Genomic DNA, 22,308 nt, shown 5'->3' with positions numbered 1-22,308 from the left:
CGGCGTGTCCACTGACACGCCACATCCCCGTAAACCTTTTCCTCCTTGGTCCGCGTGGCCGGGAGAGGCCGTCCGCTGATCCAACGGGCGGCTGGACTGCGGGGGTGCCGTTCTGAGCGAGAGAGTGAGACCCGCGTGTACGCCATCGTGCGCAGCGGTGGTCGCCAGCACAAGGTTGCTGTCGGCGACATCGTTGAGGTTGACAAGATTCCCACTGCCAAGGTTGGCGACACGGTCGAGCTCTCGACCCTGCTCGTTGTCGACGGCGACGCTGTGACCAGCGACCCGTGGGTGCTGGCCGGCATCAAGGTCCAGGCCGAGGTCGTGGACCACCACAAGGGCGTCAAGATCGACATCCTTCGCTACAAGAACAAGACCGGCTACCGCCGTCGTCAGGGCCACCGCCAGCAGTACACGGCGATCAAGGTCACTGAGATCCCCGCGGCTGCGAAGTAAGGGACTGAGGAGAGATGGCACACAAGAAGGGCGCATCGTCCACCCGTAACGGTCGTGACTCCAACGCTCAGCGCCTCGGCGTGAAGCGCTTCGGCGGTCAGGTCGTCAACGCGGGCGAGATCCTGGTCCGTCAGCGCGGCACCCACTTCCACCCCGGCTCCGGCGTGGGCCGCGGCGGCGACGACACGCTGTTCGCGCTGCAGGCCGGTTCGGTGCAGTTCGGCACCCACCGTGGCCGCAAGGTCGTGAACATCGTTCCGGTCGCCTGATCGGAAGCTTTTCGCGAGGCGGACCTCACTTCCCCTGGTGGGAAGGCGGGTCCGCCTTTCGCTGTTTTGAATAGATGCAGCACAGCTAAGACATTTCCGTAAGTAACTGGAGGCACCCACCATGACCACCTTCGTGGACCGCGTCGAACTGCATGTCGCCGCGGGTAACGGAGGTCACGGCTGTGCCTCCGTCCACCGCGAGAAGTTCAAGCCGCTCGGCGGACCGGACGGCGGGAACGGCGGGCGGGGCGGCGATGTCATCCTGACCGTCGACCAGTCCGTGACCACGCTGCTCGAATACCACCACTCCCCGCACCGCAAGGCCACCAACGGCAAGCCCGGTGAGGGCGGCAACCGTTCCGGCAAGGACGGCCAGGACCTGATCCTGCCGGTGCCGGACGGCACGGTCGTGCTGGACAGGGCGGGCAACGTCCTCGCCGACCTCGTCGGCCACGGCACCTCCTACGTCGCCGCGCAGGGCGGCCGGGGAGGCCTCGGCAACGCCGCGCTCGCCTCCGCCCGCCGCAAGGCGCCCGGCTTCGCGCTGCTCGGCGTGCCCGGGGACCTCCAGGACATCGTCCTGGAGCTGAAGACCGTCGCCGACGTGGCGCTGGTGGGCTACCCGAGCGCCGGCAAGTCCTCCCTGATCTCGGTGCTGAGCGCTGCCAAGCCGAAGATCGCCGACTACCCGTTCACCACGCTGGTGCCGAACCTCGGTGTCGTCACCGCCGGTTCGACCGTGTACACCATCGCCGACGTGCCGGGGCTCATCCCGGGCGCCAGCCAGGGCAAGGGCCTGGGCCTGGAGTTCCTGCGGCACGTGGAGCGGTGCAGCGTGCTGGTGCACGTGCTGGACACGGCGACGCTGGAGTCCGACCGCGACCCGGTCTCCGACCTCGACATCATCGAGGCGGAGTTGCGCGAGTACGGCGGCCTCGACAACCGGCCGCGGATCGTCGTCCTGAACAAGATCGACGTACCGGACGGCAAGGACCTCGCCGAGATGGTGCGGCCGGATCTGGAGAAGCGCGGTTACCGCGTCTTCGAGGTGTCGGCGGTCGCCCACATGGGGCTGAAGGAGTTGTCGTTCGCGCTCGCCGACATGGTCGGCCAGGCGCGGGCCGCGAAGCCGAAGGAGGAGGCGACGCGGATCGTCATCCGGCCCAAGGCCGTGGACGACGCGGGCTTCACCGTCGTACGCGAGGAGGACGGGCTGTTCCGGGTGCGCGGCGAGAAGCCGGAGCGCTGGGTGCGGCAGACCGACTTCAGCAACGACGAGGCCGTCGGCTACCTCGCCGACCGGCTCAACCGCCTCGGTGTCGAGGAGCAGTTGATGAAGGCGGGCGCCCGGGCCGGTGACGGGGTCGCCATCGGTCCCGAGGACAACGCCGTCGTCTTCGACTGGGAGCCGACCGTCATGGCCGGTGCCGAGATGCTCGGCCGGCGCGGCGAGGACCACCGCTTCGAGGCGCCGCGCCCCGCGGCCCAGCGCCGCAGGGACAAGCAGGCCGAGCGGGACGACGTCGACCGGGAGTACGACGACTTCGAGCCCTTCGAGGGTTAACCCCGAGGGAAGCCGGGGGGTACGGCAGGGCAACCAACCGTCGGTCCGGCGAGTCGTACAGGGCGCCGCGGATGAGGATCTTGGTCCTCTCCGCGGTCAACCGCCCTTCCGATGCCCGGAGTCGACGTGCCCGTACGCCGCAGTCTCGTGATCGCCCTCGCCCTGCTGGGCGCGACCGTCGGAGCAACACCCCTCGCGCATGCCGCGCCCGAGTCCGTCCGGCAGGACTTCAATGGCGACGGTTACGAGGACCTGGTCACCGGTGTGCCGAGCGGGCAGGTGGCCGGGAAGAAGCGGGCCGGGTACGTCGCCGTCGTCTACGGCTCGGCGAACGGGCCCGGCACCAGGAAGGCCTACAGCCAGGCCTCCACGGGCGTCCCCGGCACCGTCGAGTCCCACGACATGTTCGGCGGCCACCTCGCCGTGGCGGACCTCGACGGCGACGGGTACGCCGATCTGCTGGTCGAGTCCGACAACGAGCAGTGGACGCACAACGGCATCGCCCGGGACGGCAACCGTTCCGTGCTGTGGGGCGGCCCGGGCGGCCTCACCTCCGGCAAGGTGCTGCCCGCGCTGACGAGCAGCAAGTACCAGGGCGGCACGACCGTCGCCGGGGACTTCAACGGGGACGGGCACCAGGACCTGGCCCGGCCGGGGGAGGTGCGGTTCGGTCCGTTCGGGCGGGACGGGGCCGCCGCCTTCGCGCAGCAGGGCGTCGAGTTCCACACGAGCGACCAGATGACGGCCCTCGCCGCCGGGGACGTCGACGGCGACGGCATCACCGACATCGTCGCGCTGGCTTGTACCTACGCACGGCAGAGCGACAACCTCTACGCCTACTCCGTGCATCTCGTCCGCGGCAGCCGCGACGGACTGCTTGCGCCGACCACCGTCACGACCTTCCGTACGGGCGAGCCCTGGCACGAGTCCCTGGCCGTCGGGGACGTCGACGGTGACGCGGGCGCCGAGATCGTGACCGGCGGCGGCAATGACGTCAGGATCGTCGACGGCGGCACCCAGCGCGTGATCACCCAGGACACGCCCGGGGTCCCCGGCTCCCATGAAAGCGGTGACAGCTTCGGCGCTGTCGTCTCGGTGGGCGACCTCGACGGCGACGGCTACGGGGACGTCGTGGCCGGGAACCCGACCGAGGACCTAGGCGGGAAGGCCGACGTTGGCACCTTCGCCGTTCTGCCGGGCGGGCCCGGCGGGCCGACCGGTGCGGGCGGCGAGGTGTTCGGCCAGGCGAGCCCCGGCGTCCCCGGCAGCGCCGAGCAGAACGACCGCTTCGGCAGTGACACCGACGTCGTCGACAGCGACGGCGACGGAGTGGCCGAGCCGGTCGTCTCGGCCGTCGGGGAGAACCAGTGGGCGGGCGGTGTCTGGACGTTCACCGCCAAGGGCGTCCTCTCCTTCGGCGCCGGCGCGTTCGGCATGACCGCCGACGACTCGCGCTTCGGCGACCGTTTCCCGCAGTGATCCGCGGGCGCCCGCCGACGGCCGGCCGGCGGGCGCCTTCCTGTTGCTCGCCCATTTGTCATGCACGCGAACCCTGAGGTTCAGCGGGTGGCCTACCGGAAGCGTGAGCTTCCAGGTGTCCAAGGGGCCCGCGACGCAGGGGAGTTCGTCGATGACCGCAGCAGGATCACCCGACCGCCGCCGCTTTCTGACCGCCGGTGCCGCCGTGCTCGGCGCCGCCGCCTCCGCCCAGCTGTGGCTGCCCGCCACCGCCCGCGCCGCCGCAACCGCCCTGCCCGAGGGCGTGTTCAGCCTCGGCGTGGCCTCCGGCGACCCGCTTCCCGACGGCATCGTGCTGTGGACCCGGCTGGCCCCCGACCCGCTGAACGGCGGGGGCATGCCCGACGCCGCCATGCCGGTGGAGTGGGAACTCGCCGAGGACGAGCGGTTCCGCAAGGTCGCGCGCCGCGGCACCGCCCAGGCCAGGCCCGAGTACGGCCACAGCGTGCACGTGGACGTACGGGGCCTGCGCCCGGGCCGCCGCTACTGGTACCGCTTCCGCGCCGGCGGCCGTCTCTCGCCCGTCGGCCGCACCCGTACCGCCCCCCACCCGCGCAGCTCCGGCGGCGAACTGCGCCTCGCGCTCGCCTCCTGCCAGAACTGGCAGCACGGCTGGTTCACGCCGTACGCCGACATGCTGGCCCAGGATCCCGACGTCGTGCTGTTCGTCGGGGACTACATCTACGAGTCGGTGCCCTCGGCCACGGCCCTGCGCCGGCACGAGGGCACGGGAGAGCCGTACACCCTGGAGCAGTACCGCAACCGCTACGCGCAGTACCGCTCCGACCCCGACCTCGCGGCGATGCACGCGGGCGCGCCCTTCGTGGTGACCTTCGACGACCACGAGGTGGACAACGACTTCGCGGGCGAGATCCCGCAGGACCCGGCGAAGCAGCCGCACGACGCGTTCGTGGCCCGGCTCACCGCGGCCTACCAGGCGTACTACGAGCACATGCCGGTGCGCGCCACGGCCGTCCCGAACGGACCGCACATCCGGATGCACCGGCGCCTGGACTTCGGCCGGCTGGCCAGGCTCAACGTCCTCGACACCCGCCAGTACCGCAGCGACCAGGCCACCACCCAGGCCGGGGCGATGGACCCCTCGCTCACCCTGCTCGGCGCCGCGCAGAAGCAGTGGCTGCTGGACGGGCTGCAGGACTCGCCGGCCCGCTGGAACCTGATCGCCTCGCAGATCATGATGGCCGAGACGGATCTGCTGGTCGGCGCGGGCAAGCAGTGGTTCTACGACGCCTGGGACGGCTACCAGGCCGAGCGCAACCGGTTCCTCAAGGAGTTCCGGGGCGTGCGCAACCCGGTGGTGCTCACCGGTGACCGGCACCTGACGATGGTCAGCGATCTGAAGGAGGACTTCGCGGACCCGGCCTCCGCGGTCGTCGGCGCCGAGTTCGTCGGCACCTCGATCTCCAGCAACGGCGACCAGGACCAGGACGCGTTCCGCCGGGAGTGGGACCCGCGCCGGGCGGACAACCCGCACTGGAAGCTGCTCGACGCGCACCGCGGCTACCACCTCTTCGACATCCGCCGCGACGGCATCGACGCACAGGTCAGGGTGGTGGACACGGTCCGCCGGCAGACGGCGGTGCCGAGCACGCTGGCCAGGCTGAGGGTGGAGGCGGGCCGCCCGGGCGTCGAGGTGGTCTGACCCGGTGAGCGCGGCGCTCATCACCGTCCCATCGGGCTCTTGGCCCACCCTCAGGAACACCTCCTGCCGTCCCCTGTCCTCGGCTTCCCGGCCACCAGCAGGCACCCCATGTCGGCGGCAACGCCTGCGCAAGCGCACCTTCGAGGCGCTGCTCGGGCTGCCCGGGAATCTGCTCCATGAGGTTCCGGACACCGCGAACCGTTCACTCACCCGCGCCGAGACCGAAATGCTGCGGAATCTTGATGTGGAATTCCGTGGGAATGAGCTGCCGGACGAGCTTTATTCACAGCTCGTCCGATATGGCGCCGTGCTGCATATGAAGAACGCGTGCGCGCCGGGTCCCCGAGACGTGAAGATCCGCGCGCGCCGGGCGTGCGGGTGCTGGGCGACCCCGGCATCCTCTCCGCCGTTCCGCAGGCTCCGGTGCGGACGGTTCGCCGAACGCCGTCGAAGGAACTCGTGAGGGTACTCGGGCAGCGCGCCCCGAAGCGGCAGCGCCGTCGCTGAGCTGTGCGGTTACTCACAGCTACGCGCGGCAATTCCGCACCGTCCACGGAAGCTTTCCGACTGTCACCAGGAGTGCAAGGTGAATGACAGGTTGCGCGCACATATGCGGGGAAGGACGCTCACCTTGCACTGCGGTTACCGGAAGTGGGACCATTTCCAGGTTCCCAGTCGCCACAAGGTAGGTCACCTGTGTCCCAGCACATAGCCAAGCCCCGTACCACCGCAGTGATCCTGGCCGGTGGCACCGGTCAGCGTGTGGGTCTCTCGATCCCCAAGCAGCTGCTGAAGATCGCCGGCAAGGCAGTCATCGAGCACACCCTGACCACCTTCGAGAAGGCCGACTCGATCGACGACATCATCGTGCTGATGGCGCCGGGCTACGTCCCCGACATCGAGAAGATCGTGGCCAAGGCCGGGTTCACGAAGGTCACGAAGATCATCGAAGGTGGCGCCACCCGCAACGAGACCACCGAGCGGGCCATCTCCGCCCTCGGTGAGGGCCTGGCCGAGGGCGAGGACCGCAACGTCCTCTTCCACGACGCCGTGCGCCCCCTGCTGTCACAGCGTGTGATCGACGACTGCGTCGCCGCCCTGGAGCGGTACCAGGCCGTCGACGTCGCCATCCCGTCCGCGGACACGATCATCGTCACCCGCACCCACGGCGAGGACGGCGAGTTCATCACCGAGATCCCGGACCGCTCCCGGCTGCGCCGCGGCCAGACCCCGCAGGCCTTCAAGCTGTCCACGATCAAGCGCGCCTACGAGGTCGCGGCCGGTGACCCGAACTTCCAGGCCACCGACGACTGCACCGTGGTGCTGCGCTACCTGCCGGACGTGCCGATCCACGTCGTCGCGGGCGACGAGTACAACATGAAGGTCACCCAGCCCGTCGACGTCTTCATCGCCGACAAGCTGTTCCAGCTGGCCTCCACCGCCGCGCCCGAGCAGGTCTCCGAGGAGGCCTACCGCGAGCTGCTGACCGGCAGGACCATCGTCGTCTTCGGCGGCTCCTACGGCATCGGCAAGGACATCGCCGAGCTCGCCGGGTCCTACGGCGCCAAGGTCTACGCCCTCGGCCGCTCCACCACCGGCACCCACGTGGAGAACCCGGAGGAGGTCGACGACGCGCTGTCCAAGGCGTACGCCGAGACCGGCCGCATCGACTACGTGGTGAACACCGCCGGGGTGCTGCGCATCGGCAAGCTCGCCGAGACCGACAACGCCACCATCGAGGAGGCGCTGAAGGTCAACTACCTGGCGCCGGTGCAGATCGCCCGCTCCTCGTACAAGTACCTCTCGGAGACCGGCGGCCAGCTGCTGCTGTACACCTCCAGCAGCTACACCCGGGGCCGTGCCGAGTACAGCCTGTACTCCTCCACCAAGGCCGCCATGGTCAACCTCACCCAGGCGCTGTCCGACGAGTGGGCCGGCGACGGCATCCGGGTGAACTGCATCAACCCCGAGCGCACCGCCACGCCGATGCGCACCAAGGCCTTCGGCCAGGAGCCGGCCGGCTCCCTGCTCTCCTCCGAGGCGGTCGCGCGCACCTCGCTCGACGTGCTGCTCTCCGAGCTGACCGGTCATGTCATCGACGTCCGCCAGCAGGACCCGACCGCCGCCGCGGGCCAGGCCTCCGGCTTCGAAGCGGCGCTGGCCAGTGTGCTGGACCGCCAGGACGGCGTGGCATAATCAACTGACAATAGCCTTACGGAATTCAGGCCTCTGCGTTTCTTCATTCACGAAGAATTCACAGGGGCCTGAGTCCTTCGGCCCTTCAGACCGGCAACCCCTCCCAGAGCAGGTTTATCCGTGATCTCCACCGCTATACGCGTCGCCCGGGTGGGCAGCGCGGCCGAGCTGGCCGCGGCGGTCCTCGTGATGCTGGGCTTCCCCTGCCTCATGGTGGCCGCGCTCGTCCCGAGCGTCCCCGCCTTCACGGTTGCGGCGGCCGTGACGTACCTGGCGGACCACTATCTGCACCGCAAGGGCAGCTACCTGGTCAACCGCCTGAGCAAGGTGCGCGCCGGCCTGTCGATCCGCTTCCTGATCCGGCAGCTGCTGCTGATCCTGCTGCTGGCCCGGCTCGACCTCTCGGACAACCTGGTCTTCTACGCCGCGGTCGCGGGCTTCATCGCCTTCTACGGCCTCCAGGCCCCGCACGGCGCCCTGGTCACCCTGATCCGCAACCGCCGCCGGATGCCGGTCGCCACCCGCAACATCGACCTGGGCTCCCGCGTCCGGATCCCGGACGCCCCGCCGCGCGGTCTGCTCAACCGCTCCGCCGAGAAGATGCTCCACCTCGACCTCGCCGCCATGGCCGGCGTGCTGGTCTCGGCGTTCCTGGACGAGGCCATGGCCGGGTTCATCGGCGTCGGCGTCACCGTCGTCCTCGGCTGCCTGTACGTCCTGGCGCTCGTGCCGTTCGTCCGCGGCAGCAGGATCCCGCCGAACGCGGAGACCGTGCTGGCCGCCATGGACGACTGGCTGGCCGAGTACCGGCCCGAGACGGTGCTGTACTTCTCCGGCTCCAAGGAGTCGGCGTACCAGGTCAACATGTGGCTCGAGACGATGGAGCAGCTGGACTCCCGGCCGCTGATCATCCTGCGCGAGCGGGTCATCCTGGCGAACCTGGCGCCGACCACGGTCCCCGTCATCTGCGTGCCCGGAGGGGTGCACCTGATGAACCTGGACCTGAGCACCGTGCGGGTCGCGCTGTACGCGGCGAACGTCGGGAAGAACATCCACCTGCTGCGCGTGCCCACCATGAAGCACGTCTTCATCGGCCACGGCGACAGCGACAAGCTGGCCAGCGTCAACCCGTTCAGCAAGGTCTACGACGAGGTGTGGACCGCCGGCCGCGCGGGCCGCGACCGGTACGCCATAGCGGACGTCGGCGTCCGCGACGACGACATCGTCGAGGTCGGCCGCCCGCAGCTGGCGCCCATCCAGACCTGGCAGAGCGTGCCCGAGGGCCCCCGCGGCGGAGCCGCTGACGGACGCTGCCCGACCGTGCTGTACGCCCCCACCTGGGAGGGCTGGGACGGCAACCCCGGCAACACCTCGATCGTGCTGGCCGGCGAGAACATCGTGCGCAGCCTGGTCACGGCCGAACCGCCGGTCCGCGTCCTGTACAAGCCGCACCCGTTCACCGGCACCGTCAGCGCCGAGGCCAAGGCCGCCCACCAGCGGATCACCGCCCTGGTGGAGAAGGCCGGCGCCGAGCGCGCCGCCGACGCCCGCTTCGCCGCCGACACCGCGGCCCGGAGCGCCGCCAAGGCCGAGCTGGCCCGGATCGAGGCCCGGCTCGCGCAGCTGGCCGGCAACGGCAAGGAGCGCGGCGACGAGGCCGAGGTCACCCGGGACAGCCTGGTGGACGTGGCCCGGCACGAGGAGGTCGCCCGGCTGCGCGCGCAGTGGAACGACGCGTACTGGCGTTCCTTCGGCAGCCACGAGCACCGGGTGATCACGGGCGCCGAGCCGCGGCTGTACGACTGTTTCAACGTCTCCGACGCGATGGTCTCCGACATCTCCAGCGTGGTCTCCGACTTCATCGCGAGCGGCAAGCCGTACGCGGTGACGGACTCCGGGGAGCTGGGCGAGGAGGAGTTCAAGCGGCAGAACACCGCGGTGCGGGCGGCCGTGATCCTCTCCAACAGCGCCGCCGAGCTCGGCGGTCTGCTGGACGCGGTCCGCGACCCGTCCGCCGACCCGCTGGCCGAGGACCGCGGCGAGCTGAAGCGGTATCTGCTCGGCCCGGACGAGCCGACCTCCATCGAGCAGTTCAACACCGCCGTCGCGAACCTGACCCTCAAGGCCGAGACCCGCAACCTCGGCCAGGAGGCCCGAATCGCCTCCACCGAGGAGGCGGAACTGACGGGCTGACCGCCGGTTCACCAGACCCCTGTTCGGCCCCCGAGGAGTTCAACTCCGCGGGGGCCGAACGCTTTTGACACCTGATACGTACTGTGACCTGAGTCACCAAAGCTCCGTCGCGGAGCAACCCCTTTACGACTTGAACCGTCTACTAGGTAGCGAAAAGGAGAAACGGGAGAAAACCTTCCGTTGACTGGGGGGAAACACGTGACCGTGCCGCAGCCTGATGTCAGCATCGTCATCGGGGCGTACGAGGCCATGCCGTACCTGGTCGACTGCCTGGCGTCCGTCGAGGCGCAGACCATCGACCCGGCGCGCGTCGAGGTCATCGCGGTGGACGACGGCTCCTCCGACGGCACGGGCGCCTGCCTGGAGGAGTTCGCGGACCGCGCCCCCATGCCGGTCACGGTGATCCGGCAGGCGAACTCCGGCGGCCCCAGCGGCCCGCGCAACGTCGGCCTCGGCAAGGCCACCGGACGCTACGTCTTCTTCCTCGACGCCGACGACCGGCTCGGCCCCGAGGCCCTGGAGCGGATGGTCGCCATGGCCGACCGCAACGGCACGGACGTCGTGCTCGGCCGGGTCGAGGGCATCAACCGCAAGCCGCCGCAGTCGATGTGGGGCAGCACGCTGGAGCGCACCGACGTCTGGTCCTCCAACATCAAGTTCACGCTGAGCGCGCAGAAGCTGTTCCGCCGGGAACTGCTCACCCGGCACGGGATGCGCTTCGACGAGTCCCTGTGGACCGGCGAGGACGCGCTGTTCACCATGGAGGCGTACCTGCGGGCCGACGGCGTCTCCGTGCTCGCCGACTACACCTGCTACTACCTGGTCGGCCGCGAGGACGGCAAGCACGTGACCAAGGGCGGGAGTTACACCCTGCGCTTCGACTCCGCACGCGCCCTGATGAACCTGATCGCGGACATGGTCCCGCCGGGCCCGCGCCGCGACGCCCTCCTGATCCGGCCCTTCCTGGTGACGCTGCTGCCGCAGTTCGGCCCGAAGTTCCTCAAGGACAGCGCGAAGATCCGGCGGCACAAGCTGGAGCTGGCCGCGCCGCTGATGGCCGCGCACTGGAACGAGGACATCGCCCGGCGCATCAAGGTCGAGGAACGGCTGCGGCTGCATCTGGTGGCCCGGCAGGAGACCGAACGCCTGCTGGAGGTGCTGAGGTTCACCAAGTCCGGACAGCAGCCGGCGGCCCTCCTGGAGCAGAAGGGCCGCCGCCTGTACCTCGCCTACCCGTACTTCCGTGACCCCGAGGCCGCCGTCCCCGACGCGGTCTATCTCGCCGAGCCCCGGGAGGCCCGCGGCCACCCCGGCTACCGTGACGGCGGACCCGGCCTCCTCCTGCGCCGCGCCCTGCGCAAGCTGCGCCGGACGCTCCGCCCGGGCGGCCGGGCCGCGACCGCCGGTCACTGAGGCGCGGGCACCTCCTGCCGCCGGGGCCCGGGAAGCTCTGCCGCCAGCCGCTCGGCCATCCGGACCCGGTGCTCCCGGGCGGCCGCGCACAGCTCCTGCACGGCCGTGCCGAACCGCTCCTGCGCGGACGGCTCGGCAGGCCCCAGCAGGTGCCGCTTCAACTCGGCCCGTGCCTCGGCCAGTTCGTCCTTCTCCGGGTCGCGTACCGCGGCCAGCAGCTCCGGCACCCCGGACGCGTCCGGCGTCAGCACGGTCGCCGCCCGCACGGTCGGGAACGCCTTGCGGAACCTGTCCGCCGACAGTCCACTGGTGTTGGCCACCGCGTAGGGCTTCTCGCTGGCCAGGAAGTCGCTGATCACGCTGGACACATCGCTGATCAGCAGGTCCGCCTGGTTGAAGCAGGAGTACAGCGCGGGCCGGGCCTCCGTGACGACCTGGTGCTCCCACTCCGGCAGCGCCGCCCAGTAGGCCGCGTCCCAGGCCTCCGTGACCCGCTCCACCGCCGCCGCGCGCCCCTTCTCCGGCGCCGACTGGCTCCCCATCCGCTCCAGCTGGTCGGCACCGGACCGGGCGACGCAGAGGGTGAGCCGGTCCAGCTCGGCCGTGAGCCGGGCCAGTTCCCCGTCCTCGGCGGGCCGCGGCCCCGAGCGCTCCCGGTTCGCCGCCCGCACCAGGTCCCGGATCCGCAGATCGGCCGCCCCGGCCCGCGGGTCGACCGATCCGGTCAGCGGGTGCGGCTTGTACAGCAGCCGCACCCCCGGATCGGCCAGCAGCGCCCGGACGATGTTCTCGCCCGCCTCGATCACCGAGGTGTTCCCGGGGTTGCCGTCCCAGCCCTCCCAGGTCGGCGCGTACAGGACGGTCGTGTACGTCCCGGCCGGCGGGCCCGCACAGGGCCGTACGGCGTCCAGCTGGGGGCGGCCGATCTCCACGACGTCCTTGTCCTCGACGCCGACCTCGGCCAGCGCGTACCGCTCACGCGCCGCGGGACCGGCGACCCACACCTCGTCGTAGGCCTTCGCGTACGGGTTGCAGGAGGACAGCTTGTCGCTCTCCCCGTGGTTGACGAAGGTGTGCTTGATGGTGGGGATGCGCACCACCTGGGAGGTCTTGCCGGAGTTCGACGGATGGATGAGGACCTCCAGCGTGGACTGCTCCAGGCGCATCAGCGTGGACACCTTCGGCAGGCAGATGACCGGGACGTCGGTCGCCGCGAGCTTCTGGACCATGAACCGCTCGCGCAGCACGATCAGCGGCCGCCCCTCCAGCTTGGCGAGCGGCTCCAGCCACATGTTCGCCTGGTACGCCGAGGAGGGGCCGCCGGAGAAGTACAGGCCGACGGTGGGGCGGTACTCCGCCAGCCAGGCGTCCAGCCAGTCCAGCGCCTGCTGCTCGGTCGCCGGACGGCGGCTCGGCAGCAGCCGCAGGAGCAGGGCGCACAGGCCCAGCACGGCGAGGCCGAGGGAGAGCGCGATGCCGAGGGCGGCCCAGCGGCGGTCGGCGGTGGCGGCCGTGGCGAGCAGGCCGGCGGTCGCGGGCAGGCCGAAGGCGAGCAGCCGGGGGCCGGGGCGGCGCAGCAGGACCGGCGGGGCTGGGGACAGGCGCAGCGCGGAGGCGTCGATGTTCCGGGTCACCACCGGCAGCGTGCGGGTGCGCCGGACCAGGACCGAGACCGCCTGGATCATGCAGTGCAGGGCGTAGAAGGCGAGCAGACCGGCCACGAGCGGGGCGTACCCCGGCTCCCGGTCCTGGCCGCCGAGCAGCAGCAGGCCCACCACCAGCAATAGGTCCCGCACCACATGGCGCACGGTGATGTCCAGGTGGGACTTGGCGAACACCGGCAGCATCCCGCGCTGCCAGCGGTACAGGACGCCCTCCATGGCCAGGGAGAGCGCGGTCGCGGCGATCAGCAGCGGGACGTGCGGGCGCAGGGCGGCCATGGCCTGGGCGCAGAGCGCGCCCGCCAGAAGGGCCGCCACCAGCGCCTGCACCGGGACACGGAGACGGGGCGGGCGGGGGAAGGACAGGGGCACTGCGGTCACTCCAAGGTCGGCGCAGGACGTGCGTTTGGGTTAACGCGCGCCTGCCTCCGGACGACACGCAGGTGTCCGAAAGGCCTTGGAGTGAGCGCTGTGCTACGGGCGGCCCGGGTGGAGCGCCTTGCCGACCACGCGGCGCGCCCGCCGGTACACCGACGAGGGGGCCGCGACCGCCTTGGAGCCGGACCGTGCCAGCTCCTGCTTGAGCTTGGCGTTGTCCGCGGTCAGCTTGCTGATCCGGTTCTGCAGGAAGCCGAACCGGGCCGCCATGGCGACGGGGTCGGCGTCGTTCCACGGGCGGATGCCGGCCGGGAAGGACAGCGAGCGCATGCGCTGCTCGAACGCGGCTCCGCCGTCGCCGTGCGTGAAGGTGTTCTTCAGGCCGTTGCGGTCGAGGAACCCGGTGAACCGCTCGAACCGCTCGTGGTGGCCGTTGACCAGCGGGCCGAAGTCCGCCTGCGCGTACAGCTTCGCCGGGTCGACGTCCTCGCCCTTGGCGAGCTCGTCGATCCGCTGGTGCGGGATGTCGAAGTACCGGCACAGCTCCAGCGTGCGGGAGTCGCTGCACAGCACGGTCGCGGGGGTGCCGGCCAGCAGCGCCGCGATGTTGCCGTGGATGCGGGAGCCGAAGGAGTAGTCGAACTCGCGCAGATCGTCGATCCAGGTGATCGGGTCGATGTAGACGCGGACCTTGTCCTCCCGGTACATCGGGTGGTCCGGGTGCGTCGGCATCTCGGTGATCTTGCCGTTGGGGCCGGAGACGTCCCGCCAGTGCAGCTGGAGGGCGTCGCTGAGGTTCTGGCCTATGTAACGCAGGTGCGGGTAGCGCTCGTGGGCCCGGGCGATGATCCGGTCCATGCCCTGGGTGCGGACCGCGCTGTGCGAGCCGTTGACGGCGACGCGGGACTCGGCGGTGAGCTCCGGGGCCCGCTTGGCGACGGAGAGGTCCTTGCCGTGCATGAACATCGACGGGCAGCCGATGACCTCGACGTCCTTGAAGCCCATGTCCTTCAGGTACTTCTCGGTGAACTCGCCGCGCACTCCGATCGAGGCGCTCCGGTCGAGCACCGCGGAGACGAACGCCCGCACGGCCGGCTCCATGGGCTTCAGCCGCGCCGGGTCGTAGGACAGCCCGGTCTGCGCGCCGACGCCCACCACGACCACGGGGATCTTCAGCCGGCTGATGAGCTGGGTCAGCCGGTTCAGCTGCGGCTCGAAGGAAGGCCGGAACGCGTTGGCGAGCGGCACGACGAAGGCGTCGTACTGCTCGTTGATCCTCCCCGCCGCCTGCACATTCGTCCGGATGCCGTTGGACACGACCTCGGTGCCCGGGACCTCCAGGAGCTTGTGGGTGGCGTCGCTGAAGATCAGGTTGCCGGAATTGGTGGCGATGACGTCGCGGTGGAGGGCTTCTTCCACGGGGACGGCGTCGAAGGGGCTCTTCCCCGATCTGAGGAGGATGCGCCGCGCGGGGGGAACATTCGATGACACAAACGTCAGACTAAGTTTGATCGGCCGTTCATTTCTATAAGCATCCAGTACAACCTTTCGGACATGCGCGAGGAGTGAGCGTGCGGTTACCGGCCCGCTGTCCGGGCAGTGGACCGACGAGCGGCGGGCGGCACCCTTCGCGTAGATTGCGGGACAGTCGACGCGCGAGGGGACGGAACACCAGGTGACAGGCGTAAGGCAGGCCGTCGGCGAGGCCCGCAGGATCGTCGTCAAGGTGGGTTCCTCGTCCTTGACCACCGCCTCCGGAGGCCTCGACGCGGACCGCGTGGACGCCCTCGTGGATGTCCTCGCCAAGATCCGCAGCGGCGGAGAACGTGAGATTGTTCTCGTTTCCTCCGGCGCGATCGCGGCCGGTCTCGCCCCGCTCGGGCTGCGCCGCCGGCCCAGGGACCTGGCCCGCCAGCAGGCCGCCGCCAGCGTCGGCCAGGGCCTGCTCGTCGCCCGCTACACCGCCTCCTTCGCCCGCTACGGCGTCCGCGTCGGCCAGGTGCTGCTCACCTCCGACGACATGAGCCGCCGCGCCCACCACCGCAACGCCTCCCGCACCCTCGACGAGCTCCTGGCGATGGGCGCCCTCCCGGTCGTCAACGAGAACGACACCGTCGCCACCGACGAGATCCGCTTCGGCGACAACGACCGGCTCGCCGCCCTCGTCGCCCACCTGGTCCGCGCCGACCTGCTGGTGCTGCTGTCGGACGTGGACGGCGTGTACGACGGCGACCCCAGCAAGCCCGGCACCTCCCGGATCGCGCAGGTCCGCGGGCCCGGGGACCTCGCGCACGTGGAGATCGGCAGCGCGGGCAAGGCCGGCGTCGGCACCGGCGGCATGGTCACCAAGGTCGAGGCCGCCCGGATCGCGGCCGCCGCGGGCATCCCGGTGGTGCTCACCAGCGCCGTCCACGCGGCCGAGGCGCTGTCCGGAGGGGACACCGGCACCTACTTCCACGCCACCGGCAAGCGGTCCGCCGACCGCCTGCTGTGGCTCCAGCACGCCTCCACCCCGCAGGGCTCGCTGACCCTGGACGACGGCGCGGTCCGGGCGGTCGTGGACCGCCGCAAGTCGCTGCTGCCGGCCGGGATCGCCGCCGTGCAGGGCGAGTTCAGCGCGGGCGACCCGGTCGAGCTGCGCGACGCGACCGGGCGGGCGGTGGCCCGCGGCCTCGTCAGCTTCGACGCCAAGGAGATCCCCCAGCTCATCGGACGCTCCACGCGCGAGCTGGCCCGCGAGCTCGGCCCGGCCTACGAACGCGAGGTCGTGCACCGCGACGATCTCGTCCTGCTGGAGCCCTGACCCGGCCTCCGTCCGAAAACGGGGTGAACGCCCCGGCAAAGGTGTCGCCCTCAGGTGGACGTTCCGCAAAAGCGCCACAGAACCGCTTGCGGGCTGCTCAACTTTGTCTCAGGGACATTCCGTGCGAGCACTGCTCGACCGTGGGACGAAGGAGGCCGTCGTGAGACGAGTGCGCCCTGGGGCGGCGGCGTCCGGCGGTGGAATCGGCGGCTCCTCCTCCCGAGCGGCCGGCGAGGAGCGCGCCCTGACCAGCGTCGCGACCGGCGAGCTGGCCGGGGGACGGGAGCCGGAGCCGAAGGACCTGCCCCGGCTGTGGCACGTCACCCTCAGCGTCTCCGGCGAGGAGGCCCCGCTGAAGGAGGTGCGGCGCGCCCTCGAACAGCTCGCCCACGACCACCCCTTCCTGCTGACCAGCCGCTACGCCCACGACCACGCCGAGATCCGCTACTGGGAAGAGGCCCGCGACCTGCACGACGCGGCCGCCGTGGCGCTGCGCCTGTGGGGCGAGCACCGGCAGAGCGCCGGCCTGCCGCCCTGGGAGATCGTCGGCCTCGAGGTCATCGACCGGGAGACCTACCACCAGCGCATCGCCGAGGGGTACGGCCCGCCGCCCGCCACCCCGGTGGGCGTGCACCCCTACTGACGCCGCCGCGTCGAGCGCCCCTGGAGAACCCCTTTTGCGTGAGCTTCGGACGGCTTGTCTCGCGGTGTGGGACATCCCGTGAACCGGCCCGTCCCGCGCACTACGCTTCCCTCATGACCACGCTCTCGCCGTACGACTCGATGACCCCGGTCACCCAGGCCGCATACCGTGCCAAGGCCGCCGCCGCCGACCTCGCGCCGCTGCCGCGGTCCGTCAAGGACGACGCGCTGCTCGCCATCGCGGACGCGCTCGAGGTCCGTACCAGCGAGATCGTCGAGGCCAACGCCAAGGACGTCGCCGCCGCCCGCGAGGCCGGCACCAGCGAGGCGATCGTCGACCGGCTGACGCTCACCCCGGAGCGGGTGCGCGCCATCGCCTCCGACGTGCGGGACGTCGTCGCGCTGCCAGACCCGGTCGGCGAGGTGGTGCGCGGCTCGACCCTGCCCAACGGCATCGACCTGCGCCAGGTCCGCGTCCCGCTCGGCGTCGTCGGCATCATCTACGAGGCCCGCCCGAACGTGACGGTGGACGCCGCCGCCCTGTGCCTGAAGTCCGGCAACGCCGTCCTGCTGCGCGGTTCCGCCTCCGCCTACGAGTCCAACACCGCCCTCGTCCGGGTGATCCGGGACGCCGTCGGCGGGGCCGGGCTGCCCGCCGACGCGGTCCAGCTCGTGCCGGGCCAGAGCCGGGACAGCGTGCGCGAACTGATGCGTGCCCGGGGCCTGGTCGACGTCCTCATCCCGCGCGGCGGCGCCTCGCTGATCCGGACGGTCGTCACCGAGTCCACGGTCCCGGTCATCGAGACCGGCACCGGCAACTGCCATGTCTACGTCGACGCCAACGCCGACCTCGACACGGCCGTCGACGTCCTGATCAACTCCAAGGCCCACCGGGTCAGCGTCTGCAACGCCGCCGAGACCCTCCTGGTCCACCAGGACATCGCCCCCGAGTTCCTGCCCCGGGCGCTGGAGGCCCTCGCGGAGGCCGGGGTCACCGTGCACGCCGACGATCGGGTGATGGCGTACGCCAAGGACTCCCGGGCGACCGTGGTGGAGGCCACCCCGGAGGACTGGGAGACCGAGTACCTCTCCTACGACATCGCCGCCGCCGTCGTGGACTCCCTGGACAAGGCCGTCGAGCACATCCGGCTGTGGACCTCCGGCCACACCGAGGCGATCGTGACGACCTCGCAGCAGGCCGCCCGCCGCTTCACCCAGCTGGTCGACTCCACCACCGTCGCGGTCAACGCCTCCACCCGCTTCACCGACGGCAGCCAGTTCGGCTTCGGCGCGGAGATCGGCATCTCCACCCAGAAGCTGCACGCCCGCGGCCCGATGGGCCTGCCCGAGCTGACCAGCACCAAGTACATCGTCACCGGCGACGGCCACGTGCGCCGCTGACCGCCGGGACGGCGCATATGCGGGCGGCACGCACCCCCGCTGTCTCACTGGGCGGATGAATTTCCGTACTCTCTGCCCAAATCGACCCCCCAGGTCTACTCTGGAGCAGTGCCGGAGGACGTGGGGGGTACGCCGTTCCCTGACGGCTGGGAGCCCGACGACGACCACGACCGCGGGGTGTCGGACGAAGAGTTCGCCTCCGTGGTCTTCGACGAGGCATTCGTACAGGCGGCCACGCTGCACGAGCCGACCGCCGTCGAGCGCCTCCTGGCCGCCGCCCAGGCCAGAGCGGAGGCCTCCGAGGCGGAGGCCCGCCGGGCCCACGGCCGGCGCGAGCGGTACGACGACGCGTACGGCGCCGACGGCCGCAGCGCTTTCGGCCATGATCCGGACTACGACGACCCGGACGACACCGACGTCCTCGACGGCCGCTACGGCGCCCCGGGCACCTACGGCAAGCCGGTCCGCTGGCACCGTCCCGTCGCCTGGATGCTCGCCCTCGTGATGGGCGTCGGCATGGTCGCCCTGGCCTTCACGGCGGTGTACCGGGGCGCGTCCTCGAACAACCGGGACCGGGTCCCGCCACCGGCCTCCACGGGACCGGAGCAGGGCGGAGCGGTGGCACCCTCCGCCTCCGCCGACCATTCCCAGCCGGCCATCTCGGCCGACCCGCGCACCCCCTGAGCGGACCCCGGCGAAAACCCGCCGTTCCTGGTGAGAACCTGTCAGAACTTGGCGTGCGGCGGGGCGTTTACCCGGGCTTCCCCGGACCTACCCTGAAGATATGGGAGGGCCTGGAGACCCCCCTGAGGGGACACCCGAGGGCGGTCCCGCAGGGGGCGAGGAGGAGTACCGGTCCGTCGTGTTCGACGAATCGTTCGTCCGCGCTGCCCGGCTCCAGGAGTTCTCAGCCCAGGAGCGCATCGACGACCACGCCCCCGCCGTACGGCGCCGTCCGCCCATGCGCCGGGGCCTGTCCCGGCAGGCGCTGATCCTGGTCATGCTGATCGCCGTCGCCTTCGGCACCGCGATCTACATGGGGGTACGGCACCCCTACCCGGACGGGGCCGAGCCGGGGCCCGTCGAACCGCTGCGGATGACCGTGATCCCGCTCGCCCCGCAGGGCAAGGTGCCGGGCTCCACCGACACCGAAACGCTGTTCGCGCGCAGCCCCGCCGCCCAGTACCGGATCGGCGCCGAGGGTGTCCCGCTGCCCGCCTCCCGGCCCACCGCGCACTTCTCGGACGGGCAGGTCGTGAACGCGCTCACCATCGCCAAGGACTACATCGTCCGCTCCGCGCTCTACCCCGAGGTCGTCGTCGGGGAGCAGGTCCGGCCGGTGCGGGTGCTGCTCGACCCGGACCAGCTCGACCAGTTCGACCAGAGCTTCGACCACCCCACCGCGGACGGCCGGCACGCCCCGACCGGCTGGATGGTCCGCTTCGACCCGGACACGGTGGAACTCGCCGACCGCAAGATCCGGGTGCAGGGCACGCTCGCCGCCGCCGAGAGCGACGCGTCCACCCTCGAGGTCACCGCCGACCACACCTTCGTGTACGCGCTGCGGCCGGCCGGCGCCGGCGCGGACGCCGAGGCGTCCCTGTTCACCGTCCGGCGCGAGCTGCACTTCCGCTTCGACCGCGACGACCTGCGCATGCGCCAGGCCCAGCTGATCGTCTCCTACGTCCAGGCGGGCCCGCTGTCCTGCGCCGACGACTCGGCCAACCGGCTGCGCCCGCTGCTGGCCGGCCAGACCGCCAAGGAGGGCGGCCCGGCCGGCACCGACCCCTACGCCACGGGGAACGCGACGGCGCTGTGCGGCTCGCTCGCGAAGAGCGCCCAGCCGGCGGTCTGAGCGGCCGCCGGCCTCCGGCCTACTACTCGCCGTCCCGCGGCGGCGGTGGCGTGTCCGTGGGCGGGCGGTCCTGCGGCGCGGAGCCCGCGAAGCCCCCGAAGCCCCGGCGTACCCGGCCGCCGAGGTCGCCCGCCCCGCCCGCGATGTCCGTGACCAGCTTCATCAGCGGGTCCTTGGAGGACTTCACCTGCGTGGTGTAGTGCGACGCCGACTCGCGCCAGGAGTCCGACACCGAGGTGTCCTTGTCCTCCGAGCGGCGCGGGTAGTGGCCGTCCATGAGCCGCTGGTAGTCCCGGGACTCGGCCCACCGCTTCAGCTCGGCCGCCCGGACCGTGGTGAAGGGGTGCGAGCGGGGCAGCACGTTCAGGATCTTCAGCACCGAGTCGCGCAGGTCGCCGCCCGCCTCGTACTCCTCGGCCTGCTTCAGGAACGCGTCCACGTTCATCTGGTGCAGGTGGTTGCCGCCCGCGATCTTCATCAGGCCGCGCATGGAGGCCGTCAGGTCCTGTCCGACCAAAAGTCCCGCCCGGTCCGCGGACAGCTCCGACTTGCGGAACCACTCGCGCAGCGCGGTCACGATCGCCATGATCGCGACATTGCCCAGCGGGATCCAGGCGACCCGGATGGCGAGGTTGGTCAGGAACAGCAGGACCGTCCGGTACACGGAGTGCCCGGACAGGGCGTGCCCCACCTCGTGCCCGACGACCGCCCGCATCTCCTCCTCGTCGAGCAGCTCGACGAGCCCGGTCGTCACCACGATGATCGGCTCGTCCAGACCGATGCACATGGCGTTCGGCCGCGGGTCCTGCTGGACGTACATCGGCGGGACCTTCTCCAGGTCCAGGATGTAACAGGCGTCCCGCAGCATGTCGTTGAGGTGCGCGAACTGCTCGTCCGAGACCCGCACCGAGTCGGACAGGAACAGCAGCCGCAGGCTCCGCTCGGGCAGCAGCCCGCTCAGCGCCTTGAAGACGGTGTCGAATCCGCTGAGCTTGCGCAGCGCCACCAGGGCGCTGCGGTCGGCCGGGTGCTCGTACGCACGCGAGGAGATCCCGGGGAAGCGCCTGCGCTGCCTGCTCGGCACGTGCTCGTGCCCCTCGTGCTGGTGGCCGTCGTCGGACATGTGGTCCCCCATGTGCGTCTGTGTGGCCGTGTGCGGCCCCTTCGGGCCCCAGGAGCAGGCTCCAGCCTAGGCGGAGTTGCCGCGGACGGGCAGGCGAGCCGAGGAGCCGCACGCCCTGACCGCGTCGTTCCTGTCGCGGGGTACACGTCCAAGGACGACCGGGCCGCCGGATAAGTTGCCTCGCCTCCCGAGCGCCCCCGCGGGGCGTGCCCCAACGGCGGAGTCGGCGTGAGCGGCGGGGAGGCGCCCGCTTACGATGGGCCGACATCTTTATCCCGCCCACACCCGAAGGTTCTGCCGAAGATGAGCTTCCCCAGCACCGCTGCCCAGTTGGTCACCCTCGCTGCCGAGGGCGGAGAGCACGGCGGCAACCACGAGAGCCTCGACCCCCTGGTGACGGGCGGCGGCGCGTTCGTCATCCTGATGCTGCTGCTGTGGATCACCACCCGCTTCAACCGCGACCGCTGAGCCCCGGGCCCGGGGGGTCCGGCGACCGTGGCCCGCGCGACGGGCCGGTAGGGTCTGCACGCATGGGAGAGCAGGACATGCCTACCGGCCCGGGCAACGGCCCGACGACCCCCGGCAAGCGCCGTCTCGGCGTCATGGGCGGAACGTTCGACCCGATCCACCACGGGCACCTGGTGGCGGCCAGTGAGGTCGCCGCGCAGTTCCACCTGGACGAGGTGGTGTTCGTGCCGACCGGGCAGCCGTGGCAGAAGAGCCACCGCACCGTCTCCCCGGCCGAGGACCGCTACCTGATGACGGTCATCGCGACCGCCGAGAACCCGCAGTTCTCGGTGAGCCGGATCGACATCGACCGCGGCGGCCCCACCTACACCACGGACACGCTGCGCGACCTCAAGGCGCTCAACCCGGACACCGACCTCTTCTTCATCACGGGCGCCGACGCCCTCGGCCAGATCCTGACCTGGCGGGACGCGGAAGAGCTGTTCTCCCTCGCGCACTTCATCGGGGTCACCCGGCCCGGCCACCACCTGGCCGACCCCGGGCTCCCGGAGGGCGGTGTCTCGCTCGTCGAGGTTCCCGCCCTGGCCATCTCCTCCACAGACTGCCGTGCGAGAGTCGCCAAGGGCGACCCGGTCTGGTATCTGGTGCCGGACGGAGTCGTGCGCTACATCGACAAGCGCGAGCTGTACCGCGGCGAGTGAGCCG

The 22,308-nt window shown here is 71.1% G+C and carries 18 protein-coding genes; 15 read left to right on the top strand and 3 right to left on the bottom strand.

Annotated features, from left to right (window positions below):
* Positions 1-135 precede the first annotated feature (135 nt).
* From rplU to M8H82_RS18175, 8 genes are all read left to right on the top strand, one after another.
* Positions 136-456: a 50S ribosomal protein L21 gene (gene rplU, locus M8H82_RS18215; protein WP_250075255.1), complete on the top strand. Its 321-nt coding sequence runs from the start codon at positions 136-138 to the stop codon at positions 454-456.
* 14 nt (positions 457-470) lie between these two features.
* Positions 471-725: a 50S ribosomal protein L27 gene (rpmA, locus tag M8H82_RS18210; protein ID WP_029387501.1), complete on the top strand. Its 255-nt coding sequence runs from the start codon at positions 471-473 to the stop codon at positions 723-725.
* A 121-nt stretch (positions 726-846) separates the two neighbouring features.
* Positions 847-2,289 carry a GTPase ObgE gene (obgE, locus tag M8H82_RS18205; RefSeq protein WP_250075253.1) on the top strand — a complete coding sequence of 481 codons (1,443 nt, stop codon included), beginning with the start codon at positions 847-849 and terminating at the stop codon, positions 2,287-2,289.
* Positions 2,290-2,400: 111 nt separating this feature from the next.
* Positions 2,401-3,768: a VCBS repeat-containing protein gene (locus M8H82_RS18200; protein ID WP_250075251.1), complete on the top strand. Its 1,368-nt coding sequence runs from the start codon at positions 2,401-2,403 to the stop codon at positions 3,766-3,768.
* Positions 3,769-3,919: 151 nt separating this feature from the next.
* Positions 3,920-5,470 (top strand): alkaline phosphatase, encoded by a 1,551-nt coding sequence (locus M8H82_RS18195; RefSeq protein WP_250075250.1) that lies wholly within the window; start codon positions 3,920-3,922, stop codon positions 5,468-5,470.
* A gap of 696 nt (positions 5,471-6,166) precedes the next feature.
* The gene (locus tag M8H82_RS18185; protein WP_250075248.1) at positions 6,167-7,666 is read left to right on the top strand and encodes a bifunctional cytidylyltransferase/SDR family oxidoreductase; all 1,500 of its coding nucleotides are present in this window, start codon (positions 6,167-6,169) and stop codon (positions 7,664-7,666) included.
* Between the two features lie 120 nt (positions 7,667-7,786).
* Positions 7,787-9,859: a hypothetical protein gene (locus tag M8H82_RS18180; RefSeq protein WP_250075246.1), complete on the top strand. Its 2,073-nt coding sequence runs from the start codon at positions 7,787-7,789 to the stop codon at positions 9,857-9,859.
* Between the two features lie 198 nt (positions 9,860-10,057).
* A complete protein-coding gene (locus M8H82_RS18175; RefSeq protein WP_250075244.1) occupies positions 10,058-11,272 on the top strand; it encodes a glycosyltransferase family 2 protein in 1,215 nt (404 codons plus the stop codon).
* On the opposite strand, the gene M8H82_RS18170 is transcribed toward M8H82_RS18175, so the two are convergent.
* Together M8H82_RS18170 and M8H82_RS18165 are read right to left on the bottom strand one after the other, a co-directional pair.
* Positions 11,266-13,314, bottom strand: coding sequence for a hypothetical protein (locus M8H82_RS18170; RefSeq protein ID WP_374211672.1), 2,049 nt, complete (start codon positions 13,312-13,314; stop codon positions 11,266-11,268). The two genes, M8H82_RS18175 and M8H82_RS18170, sit on opposite strands and share 7 nt — an antisense overlap.
* 93 nt (positions 13,315-13,407) lie before the next feature.
* Complete coding sequence (locus M8H82_RS18165) at positions 13,408-14,802, bottom strand: polysaccharide pyruvyl transferase family protein (protein ID WP_250075242.1); 1,395 nt, start codon at positions 14,800-14,802, stop codon at positions 13,408-13,410.
* Positions 14,803-14,986: 184 nt separating this feature from the next.
* On the opposite strand from M8H82_RS18165, the gene proB reads away from it, so the two are divergent.
* From proB to M8H82_RS18140, 5 genes are all read left to right on the top strand, one after another.
* Positions 14,987-16,114 (top strand): glutamate 5-kinase, encoded by a 1,128-nt coding sequence (gene proB / locus M8H82_RS18160; RefSeq protein WP_250075240.1) that lies wholly within the window; start codon positions 14,987-14,989, stop codon positions 16,112-16,114.
* Positions 16,115-16,283: 169 nt separating this feature from the next.
* Positions 16,284-16,757 (top strand): hypothetical protein, encoded by a 474-nt coding sequence (locus M8H82_RS18155; RefSeq protein WP_250075273.1) that lies wholly within the window; start codon positions 16,284-16,286, stop codon positions 16,755-16,757.
* A 113-nt stretch (positions 16,758-16,870) separates the two neighbouring features.
* Positions 16,871-18,157 (top strand): glutamate-5-semialdehyde dehydrogenase, encoded by a 1,287-nt coding sequence (locus M8H82_RS18150; RefSeq protein ID WP_250075238.1) that lies wholly within the window; start codon positions 16,871-16,873, stop codon positions 18,155-18,157.
* A gap of 108 nt (positions 18,158-18,265) precedes the next feature.
* The gene (locus M8H82_RS18145) at positions 18,266-18,841 is read left to right on the top strand and encodes a hypothetical protein (protein ID WP_250075236.1); all 576 of its coding nucleotides are present in this window, start codon (positions 18,266-18,268) and stop codon (positions 18,839-18,841) included.
* Between the two features lie 100 nt (positions 18,842-18,941).
* Positions 18,942-20,012, top strand: coding sequence for a hypothetical protein (locus tag M8H82_RS18140; RefSeq protein WP_250075234.1), 1,071 nt, complete (start codon positions 18,942-18,944; stop codon positions 20,010-20,012).
* A 22-nt stretch (positions 20,013-20,034) separates the two neighbouring features.
* On the opposite strand, the gene M8H82_RS18135 is transcribed toward M8H82_RS18140, so the two are convergent.
* On the bottom strand, positions 20,035-21,135 hold the full coding sequence (locus tag M8H82_RS18135) for a M48 family metallopeptidase (protein WP_250075232.1): 1,101 nt from the start codon (positions 21,133-21,135) through the stop codon (positions 20,035-20,037).
* A 303-nt stretch (positions 21,136-21,438) separates the two neighbouring features.
* On the opposite strand from M8H82_RS18135, the gene M8H82_RS18130 reads away from it, so the two are divergent.
* Together M8H82_RS18130 and nadD are read left to right on the top strand one after the other, a co-directional pair.
* Positions 21,439-21,603, top strand: a complete 165-nt coding sequence (locus M8H82_RS18130; RefSeq protein ID WP_250075229.1) for a hypothetical protein — start codon at positions 21,439-21,441, stop codon at positions 21,601-21,603.
* 62 nt (positions 21,604-21,665) lie between these two features.
* A complete protein-coding gene (gene nadD / locus M8H82_RS18125; protein WP_250075227.1) occupies positions 21,666-22,304 on the top strand; it encodes a nicotinate-nucleotide adenylyltransferase in 639 nt (212 codons plus the stop codon).
* Positions 22,305-22,308 lie beyond the last annotated feature (4 nt).

The sequence above is a fragment of the Streptomyces sp. YS415 genome, assembly GCF_023544665.1.
In the GTDB taxonomy this organism is placed as follows: domain Bacteria; phylum Actinomycetota; class Actinomycetes; order Streptomycetales; family Streptomycetaceae; genus Streptomyces.
The sequence above is the reverse complement of the archived record's forward strand: the minus strand, read 5'-3'. Positions and strand labels throughout refer to the sequence as shown.

Bases quoted from the DNA above. Each gene is read 5' to 3' on its own strand.
- rpmA (WP_029387501.1), top strand. From the start codon at position 471: ATGGCACACAAGAAGGGCGCATCGTCCACCCGTAACGGTCGTGACTCC.
- obgE (WP_250075253.1), top strand. From the start codon at position 847: ATGACCACCTTCGTGGACCGCGTCGAACTGCATGTCGCCGCGGGTAAC.
- M8H82_RS18200 (WP_250075251.1), top strand. From the start codon at position 2,401: ATGCCCGGAGTCGACGTGCCCGTACGCCGCAGTCTCGTGATCGCCCTC.
- M8H82_RS18195 (WP_250075250.1), top strand. From the start codon at position 3,920: ATGACCGCAGCAGGATCACCCGACCGCCGCCGCTTTCTGACCGCCGGT.
- M8H82_RS18150 (WP_250075238.1), top strand. From the start codon at position 16,871: ATGACCACGCTCTCGCCGTACGACTCGATGACCCCGGTCACCCAGGCC.
- M8H82_RS18140 (WP_250075234.1), top strand. From the start codon at position 18,942: ATGGGAGGGCCTGGAGACCCCCCTGAGGGGACACCCGAGGGCGGTCCC.
- M8H82_RS18135 (WP_250075232.1), bottom strand. From the start codon at position 21,135: ATGTCCGACGACGGCCACCAGCACGAGGGGCACGAGCACGTGCCGAGC.
- M8H82_RS18130 (WP_250075229.1), top strand. From the start codon at position 21,439: ATGAGCTTCCCCAGCACCGCTGCCCAGTTGGTCACCCTCGCTGCCGAG.
- nadD (WP_250075227.1), top strand. From the start codon at position 21,666: ATGGGAGAGCAGGACATGCCTACCGGCCCGGGCAACGGCCCGACGACC.